This is a genomic window from Bacillus coahuilensis m4-4 (genome assembly GCF_000171615.1).
Lineage (GTDB): Bacteria > Bacillota > Bacilli > Bacillales > Bacillaceae_K > Bacillus_T > Bacillus_T coahuilensis.
This window is the reverse complement of sequence record NZ_ABFU01000065.3, coordinates 1-16,162: the sequence shown is the minus strand read 5'-3', so window position 1 is coordinate 16,162 and position 16,162 is coordinate 1. Positions and strand designations below refer to the sequence as shown.

The window sequence follows — 16,162 nt, the reverse complement described above, 5'->3', positions numbered from 1 at the left end:
ATGAAGTAAATGATCACTAGATTTGATTATTTTGTCTTATTTTTTTCTTTTCAGAGAAAGAATGAAGGTTATCTTCTAACAATTGAGAATATCCTATAATATTATTTAGCGGAGTTCTGAGCTCATGACTCATATTAGCTAAAAACATAGCTTTTGCATCATTTGCCCGTTCTGATTTGGATTTCTCATGAATGAGCTGCAATTCTAATTTTTTCCTTGATCTCAATTTCCCTCTGTAAATCAGCGGTTCGTTCCTTAATTGTTTGTTCCAATGACAGGTTCAAGTCTTGAAGGGATCGTTCTGCAGCTACCCTACGTTCGATCTCACGCACTAAATTAGCATTCGTTCTTCTAAGTTCAGCTGGACTTGGTATACTTAATGCCTTTGGAAGAAGTGGCCATAGTACTGCAGCAGAAAGAAAGGAAGTGACTGCAGTTAGTACGAGTAGCACAAGATGTACTTTCTCATATTGGAAAGGGCGAAGAATGGAAACTACACTCATGAAATGCATAGCTCCACAGAGAAAAATAAACACCATAAATAAATAGTAGACACCTTTAAACGGAATATCCGACTGTCTCTTCCTGACAAATTGTTGAATAACAATTGGGATGGAAAAATAAGATAATGATATAATCAAATTTCCTATTACACTAGTCCACATAGCATTCGTTACAATAAACCCACAAAGTTCTTGGTAGAGTAATGATGTATTGCTGATCTGATCAAAGAGGCTATTCATCTACTTGCCTCTTAGGTTGAAAACTTATTAACTTACCTTTTTTATAAAATCAAACTTTTGTTTGCTAATGTTCGCCACTTTCTCATATCCTTCAAAATGGACTTGGTATACACTTCCGATCGCTTCAATATGAAGAACAAAATTAATATTAATAATAAAAGATCGATGTGAACGTATGTAATTTTCTTCAAAAAGAATTTCCTCAAGACTTTCTAGCGTTTCTGAGGTTTCAATAATCTTATCTTTCAAATGGATAAATGTTTTTCTACCATAGCGTTCAACCATTATAACGGAGGATTTATTGACTAAGTATAGTGATTTTCCATTTTTAACTGAAAATCGTTCTGGAGAATTGTTCATACCCACCATTTCATTTTGAAGTATCACTTTTTTTGTCTTTTTCCATAGCTATAAATAGTCTTTGGCGCTTAACCGGCTTAATAACGTAATCAACAGCTGCTATATCAAAAGCATCAACTGCAAACTGGTCATATGCTGTAATAAAGATAAAGCATGAATTTTCTAACATGGATGAAATTTCTCTAACCGCTTCTAATCCGCTTAACTTTGGCATTTGAATATCAGTTATTATTAGGTCAGGCATTAAGCTAATCGATTGATTTACAAGTTCATCTCCGTTTTTGCATTGAGCTACAACTTCATAACCAGGAAATTTACTGATATATTCTGAAAGAATTTCTAAAGCATCTTCGTTATCATCCGCTAATATTACTCGTATCATTTGATTAACCTCTCTTTCCTTTAACACAAGTAAATATTTTACTATATCAAGGAAGAAGTACAAGAAATTTCTAGAAGCAAATATAGTTAACATTTACCATATTTGCGATAGAATTATATTGAAATAGATTCTGCCAATGCTGACAGAATCTACAGAATTTATTATTCGGCTAACACTTTCTCATTTCGTTTGACTACCCTATTAAAGTATTCTTGATACAAACCAATCTCTTTTCCCTCTAATTGAGAAGAAAAGATGTTTTGGCTGTGATCTTTTAACACCATTAAAAACTTCATCATAACGTCTGAAATGGTTAGGTTTTCTCCTAGGAGCTCTGATAAAGATGCCATGACCTCAGGTACGATCTTCGGATACTCAAACTTTGTTGGGTTTCCTTTTATTCCTACATTATAAAATTCTTGAATGACACGGGCTCTATCACTTCCACTACCGTTTATGCAAAGATAGATTTGGACCGCTACCCCATTTTTAATTCGACGCTGAGAAATCCCCGCAAACTTTTGATTTTTTATACTTAAGTCATAGCTTCCTGGGCAATAAGAACCCACTATTTCTTTGGCTTCTATTTGAACATCATAGTCTTTAAACATCATTTGAATGAGTTCATACATGGCATCATAGCCTCTATTTATATCAATTCCCTTTTCACTATCTGGGAAAATTAGTGATAGGTTTAATACTCCTTCATCTAATACAACGGCTAACCCACCGGAGTTCCGTACAATATATTGATAGCCATGCTTGTGTAGAATATCAAGACCCTCTTGCAAAAACGGAAGCTTTGTATCCGTAATGCCAAGAACAATTGTATTGTGGTGAACCCACGACCGAGCAACAGGTGAAGATGCTTTCGCTCCTACACTTGTACATAGCGTATCGTCCATAGCAAATGATTGTAGCGCTTTAAAGCCTGGACCAAGACTTGATTGATCAATAATGCGCCACTTATCCTGTTGTAATAATGATTGATTCATAGGAAGGCACTCCTCTATAGTAAAATCGCTTTCCTATTATAGCACACCTGTTATGAATACTTTGATGTTTCCTGCACTTGATAGATAGTGTCTTGCCAAATTTGATACCCATAAAGAAGAACAGCAATCACCAAAGTGAGGTGGAGATTATACCCCTTGTTATTTTAATTTTTCTGAATATTAGTGGTGGTAGTAGGAAAAATATGCTATAATCAATTAAAACGAGTGGAGGTACAGCACATGGAACTTCTTATCATTCTTTTTTGTGTATACATAGCCATCTCACTATTCATTCTACCTTTTCAATATCGGTTATTAGTAAGCTTAAAAGCACACGAGAACACAGTTCGAGCTGAAGGGAACATTCAAAGCAAAATGTATGATGATATGAATGCAGGCGAATTTATGCTTCACTCCAACGCGCAAGGGAACCCTATATTCTTTCTCTCAAACATTCTAGCAACACTATTAGTTAAGTATAGAGAAACTAGATAAACAACGCTGCTTCCCATACAACTTATTTGGAATCATCCATTTTTATAAAAAAACTCGGAGAGAAACTAATCCCCCGAGTTTTTAACTATTATAGTGCCTGTGCTGCTGTAATGAGCGCAAGCTTGTACACATCTTCTTCGTTACAGCCACGAGAAAGATCATTCACGGGAGCATTTAATCCTTGAAGGATGGGTCCCACTGCTTCAAAGTTACCTAAGCGTTGGGCGATTTTGTATCCAATGTTCCCTGCTTCTAGGCTTGGGAATACGAATACGTTTGCGTCCCCTTGGATGACTGAATTTGGTGCCTTTTTCGCTGCAACAGATGGAACAAATGCAGCATCAAACTGGAACTCTCCATCTAATGTTAAGTGAGGAGCCCGCTCGTGTGCTACTTTCACTGCTTCTACTACTTTTTCTGTTTCTGGAGATTTTGCTGAACCAGCCGTTGAGAAACTTAGCATCGCAACGCGTGGGTCAATATCAAACATTTCCGCTGTTTTTGCGCTTTCAATAGCAATTTCAGCAAGGTCTTGGCTGTCTGGAGAAATGTTGATGGCACAATCTGCAAATACGTACTTCTCCTCTTCACGTACCATAATGAAGACACCAGACGTTTTGCGTACGCCTTCTTTTGTTTTAATAATTTGAAGTGCTGGACGAACAGTGTCAGCAGTTGAATGTGCAGCACCACTCACAAGACCGTGAGCAAGCTTCGTGTACACAAGCATCGTTCCAAAATAGTTTTCATCTTGGAGAATACGCTTTGCATCTTCCTCACTTGCTTTTCCTTTACGCCGTTCTACAAAAGCTGCTACCAGTTCTGGCATTTTTTCATATGTAGCAGGGTCGTAAATTTCACACCCATCTACTATGACATTTAATTCTTTTGCTTTCTTCTCAACATCTTCTTTTGCTCCAACTAAAATAGGTGTCACTATTTTATCGGCAGCTAGACGGCTGGCCGCTGTTAAAATACGCTCATCTAAGCCTTCTGGAAAAACTATCTTCAAGTTTTGTCCAGACACTTTGTCTTTTAATGACTGAAATAAATCGCTCATTTTTGTTCCTCCTTTATGTACTACTAATTTTCAGCATACTCTTATCCCACTGATTTTCAAGGATAATCCCTCTTGTATCCGTTTACAAACTTAAAGTTTTTCTTTTCTGAAAAATCACCCTACTATTTCACTTTTATTGTATCCTTCCCGTTCTTTGCTATTCAAATGACAATAAAACGACAAATGGCTTAAAGGAGAAAGTTATGGCAAAACTGTGATATAGTAAAATGGATATTACATAAAGGAGTGATTCCCATGAGTGAACCGGCTCAAACATTAGATGGTTGGTATTCTCTTCATGATTTCCGTGCAATTGACTGGACGACGTGGAAGATGCTTCCGAGCGAAGAACGTGCTGCAGCTATCCAAGAATACCACCAATTTTTAAATAAGCTAAATCAAACTCAAGAAGAAGAAAAAGGGAGCCACGCTCTCTATACCATTGTTGGTCAAAAAGCTGACATCATGCTGATGATTTTACGTGAAACGATGGAAGAGTTAAACGAGCTTGAAACAGAGTTCAACAAGCTAAAGATCACAGAGTACATGATTCCAACATTCTCCTACGTGTCTGTTGTAGAGTTAAGTAACTACTTACCTGGCGGAGAGGATCCTTATTCAAACCCTCACGTTATTGCACGACTATACCCAACACTTCCGAAAGCCAAGCATGTGTGTTTCTATCCAATGGACAAGCGCCGTCAAGGGAATGACAACTGGTATATGCTACCTATGGAAGATCGTAAAGAAATGATGCGCAGCCATGGTATGATTGGTCGCCAATACGCTGGAAAAGTGAAGCAAGTCATCACAGGTTCTGTGGGCTTTGACGATTATGAGTGGGGCGTCACTTTATTTGCTGATGATGTACTTCAATTCAAGAAGCTTGTATACGAAATGCGCTTTGACGAAGTAAGTGCTCGTTACGGTGAGTTTGGTGCATTCTATGTAGGAAACTTACTGGAAGAAGAAAGAATTGCGACATTTTTACATGTTCAGTAAGGAAGTAAAAAATCCTTAAGGCCAAGGCCTTAAGGATTTTTCTTTACTTCACAACCGTATCTGACATAACAGCCGTTCCGCCGTAAATATAGTAGAAAGAAATTTTATTTTTCTTCACATAAGCTTCTACTTGGCTTCCTAGCTTTTTACCATCTGTTAATACAACCGGAGAGCCCGTTACCGATGCAAAGTGGCTTCCACTAAGAGCATCTGGGAATTTCCAACCATTTGTTACCGCAATGGATGTTGCGTTTGGATAGTAAGTTTCTGCTACTTTAATGGATGTTTCAATACGATCCTTACCTGCAATTCTATTCACTGTTACGCCAAGTGACTGTAATTCCTTTTTCACTTGGTCGCTAACAACTGAGGTTCCACCAACGATGGTGACAGTTTTCACCTTGCTCATCTTTACATACTCTTTAATGTCCTTGTGAAGCTGATCTTTGCTTGAGTTAAGCAAAATAGGAATTTGTTTGGTTGTGGCATAACTAGAAACGCTTAGAGCATCCGCGAAACTAGAGCCCGACGTTAGAAATAACTCAGTCGGTGCCTTATTCACTTTTGAAGCAATTTGAAGGCTAGTGTCCGTTCGATCGGACCCACTGATTCTCGTCACCGTAAATTTCTTCTTCAAATGAGATTCAACCTCTTTTGATACGGCTTTCGTTCCACCTAAAATCACAATTTTACCATTTGATTTTAGAAGTCTCTGCGCTTCTTTAGATGCCGCCTCCAACACGGAAGTTTTTCATTCACCAGAATAACGGTACCATTTAAGCTTTCTGCTAAAGGACCACCCGCTAATGCATCTGGATAGTTCTCACCAGAAGCAAGGATTACGGTATCTAATGAATGATCCGCTATTTTCTTTGCGAAGGCTAAGGACGTTTCATATCGTGTATTTCCTGAAATGCGTTCTTTTCCATTTTTAGGAGTTACGTTTGAAGTTACGTTTAATTCGTATGGTAAAAGACTTCCGTTTCCATCATACGTTGTAACAGACACATAGTAAGGACCTTTCCCAAGTGTGAAGGCTCGAACTTCATGATCATCTTTTCCGTAGTCATCTACCGATGCTATTTGTTGACCTTTGCTATCATATACCTTCATAGTTGCATCTGTACCAGGTGCTTTTAACGAAAGGGTTGCTCGTGTATTTTCCCATGTTGGTAACACGTACCAATCCATATCATCACTCAGTGACTTGCTGTTAAAGTAGCCTTTGGCACTCCATGTTTGACCTTGCTTCTTTAGAGCAAGTGGATGACTTGGAACATTTCCTTTTACAACTGAATTTTCATCCTCATCCTCTGTAGCGATTGGACTTGTTGTTAACTCATACGTAGACGTGCTGTTCACGTTCGCTCCACCGAAGTAGTTAAGCACTACGATAAACTGTCCCGCTTCTTCTTTTCTCATAAAGGAACCGGATTCACTCTCATTTTCAAACCCTGTATCATACATCTGTTGTGATTCGAATTCTTCCCAATCAAGAACCTTGTCACCATTTATATCAGCTAGCACGATAACAACTGGGTCAAGTGGGAGCTTAGAGCTTGGATCTGGAGTAACAGAAGTATGGAAGCCCCACACGCCGCTTTCACCAGGAGGTAAATAAAATAAATCCATATCTCCACTTGCTGTTAGGTTACCACTAACCGTTTCCTCTCCTAGATCATACGCATGCACATCTAAATTGTTCGGCTCGAATTCATCCTGTTCATATGATCCCATGATTTCTGTTGAAACCGTGTAGCTATCAAATGAAGGCGTCCAGTCCAAGTCACTTACTGCTACTACATAGTCGGTGCCTTCAACTAAGTTAGCCATAATTTGATCTGACATCGAGTATAGACCTATGTTCATTTGAACAACAGCCCACTCACCAAACTGCTCATCAAACGCATACAACTCTACTAACGGGTTTATCTTCCCTTTAGATGTTACAGCAAGCTTTGCTGATACGTTATCAGTTGCTGTAAAAGAAAAGATATCGACATCTCCACCAAATTGCAGGTAATCTGTCACGTCATCTCCAAGTGTGATAGGATGTGCTCCACTAAACGGATTGTACAGCTCTTCTTCGTACTCTTCTTCATCCATGTATTCATCTTCTTCATCGTGTTTGGAAATAGACTTCTTAGCATATTCTTTTAAGCTCAAGTTCCCGCTTAATAATAGTTCTTCCTCTTCCATATATTCCTCTGGAAACCCATCAGCATCCTCTGGAATTACTTTTCCGTCAATTGTTACTGTATACGGAAGCAAAGAGGACATGCCACCGTAGAAACCAAAATCAATCTCAAAGAACTCATCTTCAAAGATTTCCTCATCTTCACTTAAATAAGGAGCGCTCATCAGTTCAGCTGTATAGGTATAACCCGGAATCGCATCAAAAATAAGCGTCTCTCCCTCACCGGAGTATCCGAGATCTTCCCATAACATTTCAAACTTCTCTTCTGTGCCATCTTCAGTTATCCAAAGTTTGATGGCTGGATCAATTCCAGGAACGCCATCAAGCTCTACCTTTACTGTTTGTTCTTCGCTAACAGAGAACGTATAAAAATCAGAATCTCCATCCTCTCCAGCTAAATATGCTGGTTCTTCTAACACATAAGGAAGTTCTTCGACTAACGTTGGCGTACTCTCAGAATTCCCTTCATCAAGAAGCTCCTCCGTTACCATTACATCAAGGGTAAAAGAAGCCTTCCCGTTGACCCCTAAATTCTTATTTGAATCTTTAACTTCAAGTAAAATTGTCCCATCCGTCATAGCTTGATATAGGTACCCTTCCTTGCTTCCCTCTCTTGCGTCATCAAGCTCTAGCATATCCATCCATTCACCATCTTGGTCAAAGAAATAGATTCCTAGTTTATAATCCACATTTTTATCTCCTTGTAAAAGAGTTTGGACGTATTCTCCCTCTTTTACATCAACGGTATAGAAGCGTTGGGACTCTTCCAATGTCAACAAGCCATTTGCCGACCCCTGATCATCCTTTAATGTTAAGGATTCTGCTACTTCTAGTCCCTCTTCTGGATATAATTCATAGCTTACAGGAATGTCTCCTTCAAAGCTTAGAGCCTCACCTGGATCTACTAGGCCGTGTGCATATTTTAAATCATAGCCACTTTCTCCAAGGTCTTTGCTCGTATTCTTTAGGATATACTCAATTTCACTTGGCGTAAGATCTGGATTATCCGCAAGCAGTAACGATACCACTCCCGCTACAACAGGGGATGCCATGGATGTTCCACTCATATTCATATACGTCGATTTATTCCAATAACCTGTACTATAAATGTCCTGACCAGGAGCTACCACATCGACTGATGGTCCGTAGGTTGAAAAGTTCGCAAGCTCCTCATCTGCATTGGTTGCACCTACAGAAATAACAGAATCATAGCTAGCTGGATATTCCTTTTGATTAGACCCAGTATTCCCTGCAGCTGCTACCACCACTACACCAGATTCTACTGCATATTGAATAGCAGAATCTAAAATATCTGAAGGAAAACCTCCACCAAGACTCATATTAATGACATTCGCACCGTTATCCACCGCATAAATGATTCCTTCAGCAATATGGTAATCACTAGTAAAAGGAGTACCATTAAACACATCAATGGCTAATAGATTTGCAGAAGGATTTACACCAATTCCACCTATCCCATTGTTCTTCTCAGCCGCAATAATTCCTGCAACGTGAGTTCCATGAGCATCAGCCACCGGTTTTTTCATAGGATCTAAAATGTTGATTGCTCCAACTATATTATTCTTCAAATCTTTATGCTTTAAATCCACACCACCATCTATGACGGCTACCGTTACTTCTGAATCTGAAGCTTGATCCTGAGCTTGAAGCAACCCTAACTGTTCTACATGATATTGCTTGTCCACTTTAGGATCATTTACTGCTAGCTTCTCATATGAAACACTTTTTGAAATAGAACGAACACCCGCGGTTTTTCATAAACTTTAATCGCAGCTTCTAACTTCTTCTCATCTGTTACACGAATGACGTCAAATCCAAGCTTTGAATAGCTTTTAACAACCGTCGCCCCCGCTTTTTTATGGACAGAAGAGGCAATCGGTTTATCTGTCTTAATAATGTATTCATTCTTTGTCGTTTGTTCTTTCTCTTGCTTTATGTTGGTAAAAGAAATCTCTTGTTGTTTTTCCTTTGAAAGTAAATTCGTCCAGTCCTTATACGTGATGTTTGCTTGATTAGAGCTTTGCGCAGACCCAACAACCGGTGGAGTAACTAACAGCATTGATAGGGTAATTGGTAGAACAGATTGAGCTACCTTATTCATCTTCCCCATGCATTTCCCTCGCTTCACTAATTAATTGTCATTTTTTTCTATCGACTAGAATAGTTTAGCAGAATTTTCTAAAAATACTAGATTGATTGTATCGACAAATATCCTTAACATTCGACACAACTGCATCCCACTCTCGCCTTTCGGATTAAGCTGTAGAGAATGTCTAGGCATATCCCCTCCTGTACCTTCATATGTTTTTAACAGCGGGAAGAATCATCTGTACAAACTAAAGTAATCAGTACACCAAAAGAGGTGAGATGATGGGAGTAGTTCCGTATACAGAAGAAGATGTAAAGCTTCTAGCTCGATTAATGAGAGCAGAAGCAGAAGGTGACGGGCAGCTTGGGATGCTAATGGTTGGAAATGTTGGAGTAAACCGCGCACGAGCAGATTGCCTTGATTTCAAGAATATTAGAAGTATTCGTGACATGGTGTATCAAAGTCCCGGTGGTTTTGAGGCTACGCAAAAAGGTTATTTCTATCAAGCAGCAAGGCAGAAGGATATTGATTTAGCTAGAAAGGCCATTAAAGGTGGACGCTATCATCCTGCTCAATATTCACTATGGTTCTTTCGACCAGAAGGCAACTGCCCTGCTCAGTGGTTTAATCAATACAATTCTGGTCGCTACAAATCTCATTGTTTCTTTTCGCCAACACGCTCAAATTGTGCATCTGTATTTTAAAATGATTGCTTAAGGGGGAAAAAGGTAATGAATTATTCACAGTATGGAAATCCATATGGATATGGTCAACAAATGTACGGGGGGCAGCAGCAAGCTGGGCAAATTCCTTATTACGGTCAGGGCTTACAGGTTCCTGCTCCAACCAATGTACCGGCTCCATCACAAAATGTTCCTGGTCAGTTACCGATTGAAGAGTCCTACATTGAAAATATTTTACGATTGAACAAAGGCAAACTCGCTACGGTGTATATGACATTTGAAAATAATACGCAATGGAATGCCAAAGTGTTTAAAGGTATCATTGAAGCTGCTGGCCGTGACCACTTAATCTTGAGTGATCCTCAAACAGGCATGCGCTACTTATTACCAATGATTTACTTAAACTATATTACATTTGACGAAGAGATTGAGTATTTACCTCAGTTCGGCGGTGGACAAATGGCTATGTATTCACCTAGGCCTTAAAGAATGATGATAAAACCTCTGATTGCCTCGTTTTGACGGGGCGGTGAGGGGTTTTTTTTGTTGGGGAGAGGGGAGGGTTATATCGTGGGGGGACGTGGGGGGACTGGGGATTGCGTGCACTTCTCTTTTTTGCGTGCGGTTACCGGGGTTTTGCGTGCGGCTCTGGGCTTTTGCGTGCGGTTTCCGGGGCTTTACGTGCGGCTCTTCAGCTTTTGCGTGCACTCCTCCCTTCTACCTCCACCGCGTCCCTAACCACATTCCACCGATCAAAAAAGACACCCCACCAAATGGGGTGCCTTCTAAAATTCTATCTGATTTACAACCATTTTAAGCTAGCAATTCCAATTAATACCCAGCCGGCTAGGAAGAGTACTCCACCAATCGGTGTAATGGCGCCAAGAACGCTTATTTTGGTTAAGCTTAAAATATATAAACTGCCTGAGAAGAAAAGAATACCAGCGAACAATAGCCAGCCTGCCCAGTTTAATAGGCTGTTGCCCGTTACATGCAGGCCTAGAAGGCCAACAACAAAGAGACCACCAGCATGAAACATTTGATATTGAACTGCCTTTTGCCAAGTTTCTATGTATTTTGCTTCTAGCTTTCCTTCTAATGCATGAGCGCCGAATGCCCCAAAAGCAACGGAAAGAAAGGCGTTAATGGCACCTAGTAAGATAAAACTTTCATGTGTTCCACTCCCTTTTAAAAATCAAATAACGAGCTTCCATTGGCTCCATCATCTGTTGGTATTTTTTGTGCCTCGTTCACAATCGTACTTTGCTGCTTTGAAGCCGTAACTGGAGGTGCTTCAAGCACTGTTCGTTTAGTGTATTGTGGTGACGGAGATGTCGTAATAGGAGAACCCTCTTCTTGTAAAAGCACTTCGCATAGTGCTTTTATCGCATAAATATGAGATTTTAAAGCAGGGCCGTCCTGTTGCCTGGCAGCTTGAAGCTCTTTTTCAACTTGCTGTAATATTCCATGGTGACTAATATTCATTTTATCTATCCTCCGGTCCGCTACAGAGATGTTCAAACTGGGTGAGGTCTTCATCTGAGGCGAAGACCACGAGCTTATCTCCTGATTTTAGTTGTACATCTGCTTGGGGGTTTGTAATCAAGTTAGCTTCTCGGTGAATAGCCACTACCGTCACCCCGTATTTCGCGCGAATGTCTGCCTCGCCTAATGTAGTTCCCTCTAATGTTGAACCTTCTTTAATAATAATTTCTTCAAACCCAAAGTCATGGTCGCTTGAGTGAAACATCATGTCTACATATTCTACACTAACGGGCTTTAACATGGAAAGGACCATTTGCTTTCCACCTAAAGAAGATGGATTGATGACCTTGTCTGCCCCAGCCCTTCTTAGTGTATCAACGGAGGATGGCTTTTCTGCTCGAGCCACAACATGAATGTCTGGCATGATTCCTTTTGCGGTTAACGTAATAAATACATTATCCGCATCGCTTGGTAAGGTTGCGATAACTCCTTTTGCCTTCTCAAGACCTGCCATAACAAGCATCTTATCATCCGTTGCATCCCCAACTAGATAGACTTCCTCATCGCGCATAATGGATTTTAACTGATCCACATTTTCGTCTATGTATACCGCATTTACACCCTTTTCTCTAAAATGTTCAAGCACTTGCTCCCCGACTCGACCTACCCCACACACAATAATATGATCTTCTAGCTTTTGAATTTTTGTTTTCATTCGTTTCAGCCTCACTGATTCAGAAAACTCTCCCTCTAAAAGAAGGGAGGCAATAGAACCCATGGCATAGGAAACAATGCCGATGGCAACCGGTATAATAATGAGAGCAAATAATTTACCAGTTCCACTCTCTGGAACCGCGTCCCCATATCCAACGGTTAAGACCGTTATCATTGTAAGCCACAGAGCATCAAATATATTCAGTTCTTCAATTATCATAAACCCTACTGTTCCGGCGACAATAATGAGGTTCATGAGAACAATACTACGTACTAAATGATGGTACCGCATGCTTCTGCGATAGGCGTTTTCTTCCTTTTCCATCAAACGATGATTTAACATAATTAGGACCTCACCGTATTCTTTTTTGTAAACGCATGGCACGCTTGTCCTGATGCTTTTTTTACCACCAAGGAAGGTAGCTGCTTCGATTTAAACCCGTGAGCTTTACACCCTCTTGAATGATGCTGTTCCCAAGTAACATAGAAGTACTGACATTGTAAGCAATTTATCGGCTTTTCCATCCATGTTCCTCCAATCGCCAGTCAATCGGATGTTGGCCATGCTTTTGTAGCGCCTCATTCACTTTGGAGAAAGGACGGCTGCCAAAGAAGCCTCTCCTCGCTGAAAGTGGGCTTGGATGGGGAGAGGTACTGATCGTATGCTTCGTCTCATCAATAAGTGTTGCCTTTTTCTCAGCAGGCTTTCCCCATAAAATAAAGACAATATGCTCATCCCTACTATTTAAATGCCCTATCACATGGTCTGTTAGTATTTCCCACCCTTTCCCTTTATGGGAATGAGCTTGTCCTTCTCTAACCGTCAATACCGTGTTTAACAGAAGGASRCCTTCTTTTGCCCATTTTACAAGAGAACCGTTACGAGGTGGAGCATAACCCATATCTTCTCTTAGTTCTTTGAAAATATTTCGAAGGGATGGTGGGATTTTCACTCCATCCCTTACAGAAAAGCTTAATCCTTCCGCTTGTCCAGCACCATGATAGGGGTCTTGACCTATGATCACTGCTTTTACCTGGTGGTAAGGAGTTAGGAGAAAAGCATTCCATATATCCTCATAGGCTGGATAAATAGTCTGGTGTTCATATTCTTCTTGTACAAATTGTTGAAGTGTTTGAAAGTACTTTTTTTCTTGCTTCTTCTTTTAGAAAAGGCGTCCAGTCATTGTTAACTTGATGGAATATGGCGAATCCCTCCTAGTCCTCTATTACTACTGTGGTCTCATAGCCGAGCTCGTTAAAAAACTGAGTAAATGTTTTAATCGCATTATCTTCGGCTGTTTCTAACACGCCTTGTTCTATAGCTTCTTGTTCTATTTTAGCTTGAGCTTTTTCAGCAAGTTCATATCCTTCTTCCCAGTTTACTTCACTTCGGAATAACCCTTCCACTGAAAAGGTTTGAACATCATCATAATTGATACTAGGTGTCTCTAAAATTTCTGCCTTTGGTAATCGAATATCTAATGTTTTCTCTTTTTCATCTATGGTGATGTCATTCTGATTCATTTTATTTAAATCAACTCCAGCTAGGACAGTACCGGTAAAAATGACAAGGAATTCACGTTTCGTCCCTGGAATATCAAGTCCTATGTCTTTTCCAAACAGCTGATTGTCTTCCTGACCTATCACTGCTTTTGAAGTGGCCTCAGCTGTGGCAAGAGACTGTAGATCACGAATTTGTTCGACAATACCCGTAGAATTCTCTTTAAAAGTAGAACCTGAGAATATAAAGGACCATGCTAGAGGAATACTCCATATAACCGCTATAGCTAGAATAAAAGGAAGGATGATTTTCCATTTAACAAAAGATTGAAGCCATTTCCCCACTCCTGCTTTAGGTAATCTTCTATCCATCATGGTGGTCGCTGCTGTTTGCTCTAAAGCTGCTTGTAATTCATCTATTTTTTTCTCTAACTCTATTATTTTTTCTTCTTTCATACAGACACATCCCTTCTATTTCTATTATAAGGTAGCAAAGTAAAATATTCTTATTTTAATTCTATGGGAAATAAAGGTAGTAGTTTACTAGACGTTAGATCGGGTAAAAAAGGAGTGTAGAACTTTTTACAATTTAAAGGAGGAACTGTTCATGTATAAAATTGATGTAGTAGAAAATGGTGTACAAGCACAAGAGCTAGTTAATCAATTAGAAATGGAAGGATATACGCGCGAGCAAGTTTATATCTTTGCTCACGATAGCAATCGCTCTAGTCATTTAACAGAAGCAACTCACACACAAGACATCGGTATTAAAGAACAAGGCTTCTTTGAAACGTTCGGCAACTACTTCAAAAAGCGCGGTGACGAGCTTCGTTCAAAAATGCGCGCGGTTGGAATGACTCAAACAGAGGCAGAACAATATGAGGAAGAACTTGATAAAGGAAAGCTAGTCGTCGTGGCTTCTAAAGAAGTCGGCGAATTAAACAATACAAAAACCTATTAAGGTAAGGAAAGAGCAACGGAACTAGCCGTTGCTCTTTTTGTTTACTAAAATGACCCTACCACTTCTACTTTTGGATTGTTCTCCTTTATCTTTCTGGCAAGGGTTTTAGAACCAGACATTGACACTACATAGCTTTTTTTCGTTTGTTTTAATGACCAGTCGATCTGGATTTCCCATCGGAAGACCAATCATCTGACTTCCTTTCTCCCCAGCAAATGCTTCAGATTCTCTTACTTCAATAATATCATTATAAAGAATTTCAATTTTTGCCAAACCCGAACGTATCATCACACCCTCATCCGACGTTTTATACGTTGTCCCTAAAAAGTACACGTTTAAAAAGATGATTCCTATAATACCTGCTATGACGAGTAACATGACGATGATTTCCATTTAACCACTCCTTCTCTCTCTTCTTTTCCATACGGACAAGCTAGAAAAAAAGTTTCAATTTTTGGAATGATAGACGATAAACAGACCTTTCGCTTTCTCTTTCTGTTTTTAGTAAGATAAGGGTAGATGTATTGCCATAATAGGAGGAACATATGGAACCGATTAAAAAACTTGAAGTAGAACAATTAATACATTCCTTTGAACATAAATCTGTCTACATTCACTTAGAAACAACGAACGGAGCGTACGCTTCCCACTTCAACGAAGGCTTTTTCTCAGCTGGAGCCTATATTCGCAACGCACAAGTGCAATACGAACTCGGAAAAATTATGGGCGATGGACCATTTCGTGTGGGGTTAAAGCTAGCGATTGGCTGGATCTACGCCGAAGGCCTCACTCACTACGAGCTTGACACCAAAGGTCGCCTCCTCATGGCCGGCCACGACCACGACGGCAAACTCGCCGTAGCACTGGAAATAAGTGAGACACCGTTTGAATAGAAAAGCGGAGCCGACTGGTTAGGGGCGAATGGACTGGAGGGCTTGGCATCAAAATAAAGGAAACACGGAGAGCGCTAGCGATTCGATGTTGACTTATTGAAGATGACAAGACCGGAAGTCCATTAGCCCCTAGGAGGCGGAGCTGGACATAAAGAAAAGCGGAAGCGGCTCGCTTAGGCCCGACAAGAGTAGTGGGGGCATCCCGGAAGGCGCTCTTTGCCTTTTGGGAGGTCCCACTACTCTCGAGGGACTAGCCGCTGGAGCTGGACATGAAGAAAAGCGGAGCCGACTGTTCAGGGGCGTACAGGGTGGAGGGCTTCTCCCCAGAAATATAGGAAACACCAAGAGCGTCAGCGATTGGATGTTGACTTATTGATGGGGAAAAGACCGAAGCCTGTTAGCCCCTAGGAGGCGGAGCTGGACATAAAGAAAAGCGGAGCCGACTGGTTAGGGGCGGATGGACTGGAGGGCTTGGCATCAAAATAAAGGAAACACGGAGAGCGCTAGCGATTCGATGTTGACTTATTGAAGATGACAAGACCGGAAGTCCATTAGCCCCTAGGAGGCGGAGCTGGACATGAA

At 40.3% G+C, this 16,162-nt stretch carries 21 protein-coding genes and 1 pseudogene; 6 read left to right on the top strand and 16 right to left on the bottom strand.

Annotated elements, in window-relative coordinates; translation table 11 throughout:
- Positions 1–16: 16 nt before the first annotated feature.
- The 5 genes from M44_RS30110 to lipL form a co-directional block, all read right to left on the bottom strand.
- Entirely contained in the window at positions 17–148 is a 132-nt protein-coding gene (locus M44_RS30110; RefSeq protein ID WP_155815000.1) for a histidine kinase dimerization/phospho-acceptor domain-containing protein, read from the bottom strand.
- 37 nt (positions 149–185) lie between these two features.
- Positions 186–743, bottom strand: a complete 558-nt coding sequence (locus M44_RS17490; protein ID WP_010175678.1) for a hypothetical protein — start codon at positions 741–743, stop codon at positions 186–188.
- Between the two features lie 27 nt (positions 744–770).
- Entirely contained in the window at positions 771–1,103 is a 333-nt protein-coding gene (locus M44_RS17485; RefSeq protein WP_162013691.1) for a LytR/AlgR family response regulator transcription factor, read from the bottom strand.
- 10 nt (positions 1,104–1,113) lie between these two features.
- On the bottom strand, positions 1,114–1,485 hold the full coding sequence (locus M44_RS17480) for a LytR/AlgR family response regulator transcription factor (RefSeq protein ID WP_010175674.1): 372 nt from the start codon (positions 1,483–1,485) through the stop codon (positions 1,114–1,116).
- A 161-nt stretch (positions 1,486–1,646) separates the two neighbouring features.
- On the bottom strand, positions 1,647–2,480 hold the full coding sequence (gene lipL / locus M44_RS17475) for an octanoyl-[GcvH]:protein N-octanoyltransferase (protein WP_010175672.1): 834 nt from the start codon (positions 2,478–2,480) through the stop codon (positions 1,647–1,649).
- Between the two features lie 240 nt (positions 2,481–2,720).
- On the opposite strand from lipL, the gene M44_RS17470 reads away from it, so the two are divergent.
- Complete coding sequence (locus tag M44_RS17470) at positions 2,721–2,975, top strand: DUF3949 domain-containing protein (RefSeq protein WP_010175670.1); 255 nt, start codon at positions 2,721–2,723, stop codon at positions 2,973–2,975.
- A gap of 88 nt (positions 2,976–3,063) precedes the next feature.
- On the opposite strand, the gene pta is transcribed toward M44_RS17470, so the two are convergent.
- On the bottom strand, positions 3,064–4,035 hold the full coding sequence (gene pta, locus M44_RS17465; protein ID WP_010175668.1) for a phosphate acetyltransferase: 972 nt from the start codon (positions 4,033–4,035) through the stop codon (positions 3,064–3,066).
- A gap of 255 nt (positions 4,036–4,290) precedes the next feature.
- Between pta and hemQ the strand changes: the two genes are divergently transcribed.
- The gene (hemQ, locus tag M44_RS17460; protein WP_010175666.1) at positions 4,291–5,037 is read left to right on the top strand and encodes a hydrogen peroxide-dependent heme synthase; all 747 of its coding nucleotides are present in this window, start codon (positions 4,291–4,293) and stop codon (positions 5,035–5,037) included.
- A gap of 43 nt (positions 5,038–5,080) precedes the next feature.
- On the opposite strand, the gene M44_RS17455 is transcribed toward hemQ, so the two are convergent.
- Genes M44_RS17455 through M44_RS17445 form a run of 3 tightly spaced genes read right to left on the bottom strand, consistent with a single transcriptional unit; the run spans position 5,081 to position 9,365 of the window.
- Positions 5,081–5,722, bottom strand: coding sequence for a cell wall-binding repeat-containing protein (locus M44_RS17455; RefSeq protein ID WP_237705331.1), 642 nt, complete (start codon positions 5,720–5,722; stop codon positions 5,081–5,083).
- 17 nt (positions 5,723–5,739) lie between these two features.
- Positions 5,740–8,940 (bottom strand): S8 family serine peptidase, encoded by a 3,201-nt coding sequence (locus M44_RS17450; protein WP_010175663.1) that lies wholly within the window; start codon positions 8,938–8,940, stop codon positions 5,740–5,742.
- A gap of 17 nt (positions 8,941–8,957) precedes the next feature.
- The gene (locus M44_RS17445; protein WP_010175661.1) at positions 8,958–9,365 is read right to left on the bottom strand and encodes a S8 family serine peptidase; all 408 of its coding nucleotides are present in this window, start codon (positions 9,363–9,365) and stop codon (positions 8,958–8,960) included.
- A 260-nt stretch (positions 9,366–9,625) separates the two neighbouring features.
- Here M44_RS17445 and M44_RS17435 point away from each other — a divergent pair, with 260 nt between their 5' ends.
- Both M44_RS17435 and gerQ read left to right on the top strand, forming a co-directional pair.
- Positions 9,626–10,048, top strand: a complete 423-nt coding sequence (locus M44_RS17435) for a cell wall hydrolase (RefSeq protein WP_010175657.1) — start codon at positions 9,626–9,628, stop codon at positions 10,046–10,048.
- A gap of 27 nt (positions 10,049–10,075) precedes the next feature.
- Positions 10,076–10,513, top strand: coding sequence for a spore coat protein GerQ (gerQ, locus tag M44_RS17430; protein WP_010175655.1), 438 nt, complete (start codon positions 10,076–10,078; stop codon positions 10,511–10,513).
- Between the two features lie 316 nt (positions 10,514–10,829).
- Here the strand turns inward: gerQ and M44_RS26495 are convergent, their stop codons facing one another.
- The 6 genes and pseudogenes from M44_RS26495 to M44_RS24035 form a co-directional block, all read right to left on the bottom strand.
- Entirely contained in the window at positions 10,830–11,189 is a 360-nt protein-coding gene (locus tag M44_RS26495; RefSeq protein ID WP_081447571.1) for a DUF423 domain-containing protein, read from the bottom strand.
- A 26-nt stretch (positions 11,190–11,215) separates the two neighbouring features.
- Entirely contained in the window at positions 11,216–11,512 is a 297-nt protein-coding gene (locus tag M44_RS24045) for a YwdI family protein (RefSeq protein ID WP_010175652.1), read from the bottom strand.
- 1 nt (position 11,513) lies between these two features.
- A complete protein-coding gene (locus M44_RS17415) occupies positions 11,514–12,569 on the bottom strand; it encodes a potassium channel family protein (RefSeq protein WP_010175650.1) in 1,056 nt (351 codons plus the stop codon).
- A gap of 2 nt (positions 12,570–12,571) precedes the next feature.
- Positions 12,572–12,751 (bottom strand): hypothetical protein, encoded by a 180-nt coding sequence (locus M44_RS17410; RefSeq protein ID WP_010175647.1) that lies wholly within the window; start codon positions 12,749–12,751, stop codon positions 12,572–12,574.
- A pseudogene (locus M44_RS24040) lies at positions 12,736–13,429 on the bottom strand (uracil-DNA glycosylase). Before M44_RS24040 ends, M44_RS17410 begins: the two are co-directional and overlap by 16 nt.
- Positions 13,430–13,441: 12 nt before the next feature.
- Positions 13,442–14,182: a DUF4230 domain-containing protein gene (locus M44_RS24035; RefSeq protein WP_010175643.1), complete on the bottom strand. Its 741-nt coding sequence runs from the start codon at positions 14,180–14,182 to the stop codon at positions 13,442–13,444.
- 151 nt (positions 14,183–14,333) lie between these two features.
- Here M44_RS24035 and M44_RS17395 point away from each other — a divergent pair, with 151 nt between their 5' ends.
- Positions 14,334–14,687, top strand: coding sequence for a YflT domain-containing protein (locus M44_RS17395; protein ID WP_010175642.1), 354 nt, complete (start codon positions 14,334–14,336; stop codon positions 14,685–14,687).
- A gap of 105 nt (positions 14,688–14,792) precedes the next feature.
- On the opposite strand, the gene M44_RS24030 is transcribed toward M44_RS17395, so the two are convergent.
- A complete protein-coding gene (locus M44_RS24030; protein ID WP_010175640.1) occupies positions 14,793–15,080 on the bottom strand; it encodes a SunI/YnzG family protein in 288 nt (95 codons plus the stop codon).
- Positions 15,081–15,232: 152 nt separating this feature from the next.
- On the opposite strand from M44_RS24030, the gene M44_RS17385 reads away from it, so the two are divergent.
- Positions 15,233–15,580, top strand: a complete 348-nt coding sequence (locus tag M44_RS17385; RefSeq protein WP_010175638.1) for a YojF family protein — start codon at positions 15,233–15,235, stop codon at positions 15,578–15,580.
- Positions 15,581–16,162 lie beyond the last annotated feature (582 nt).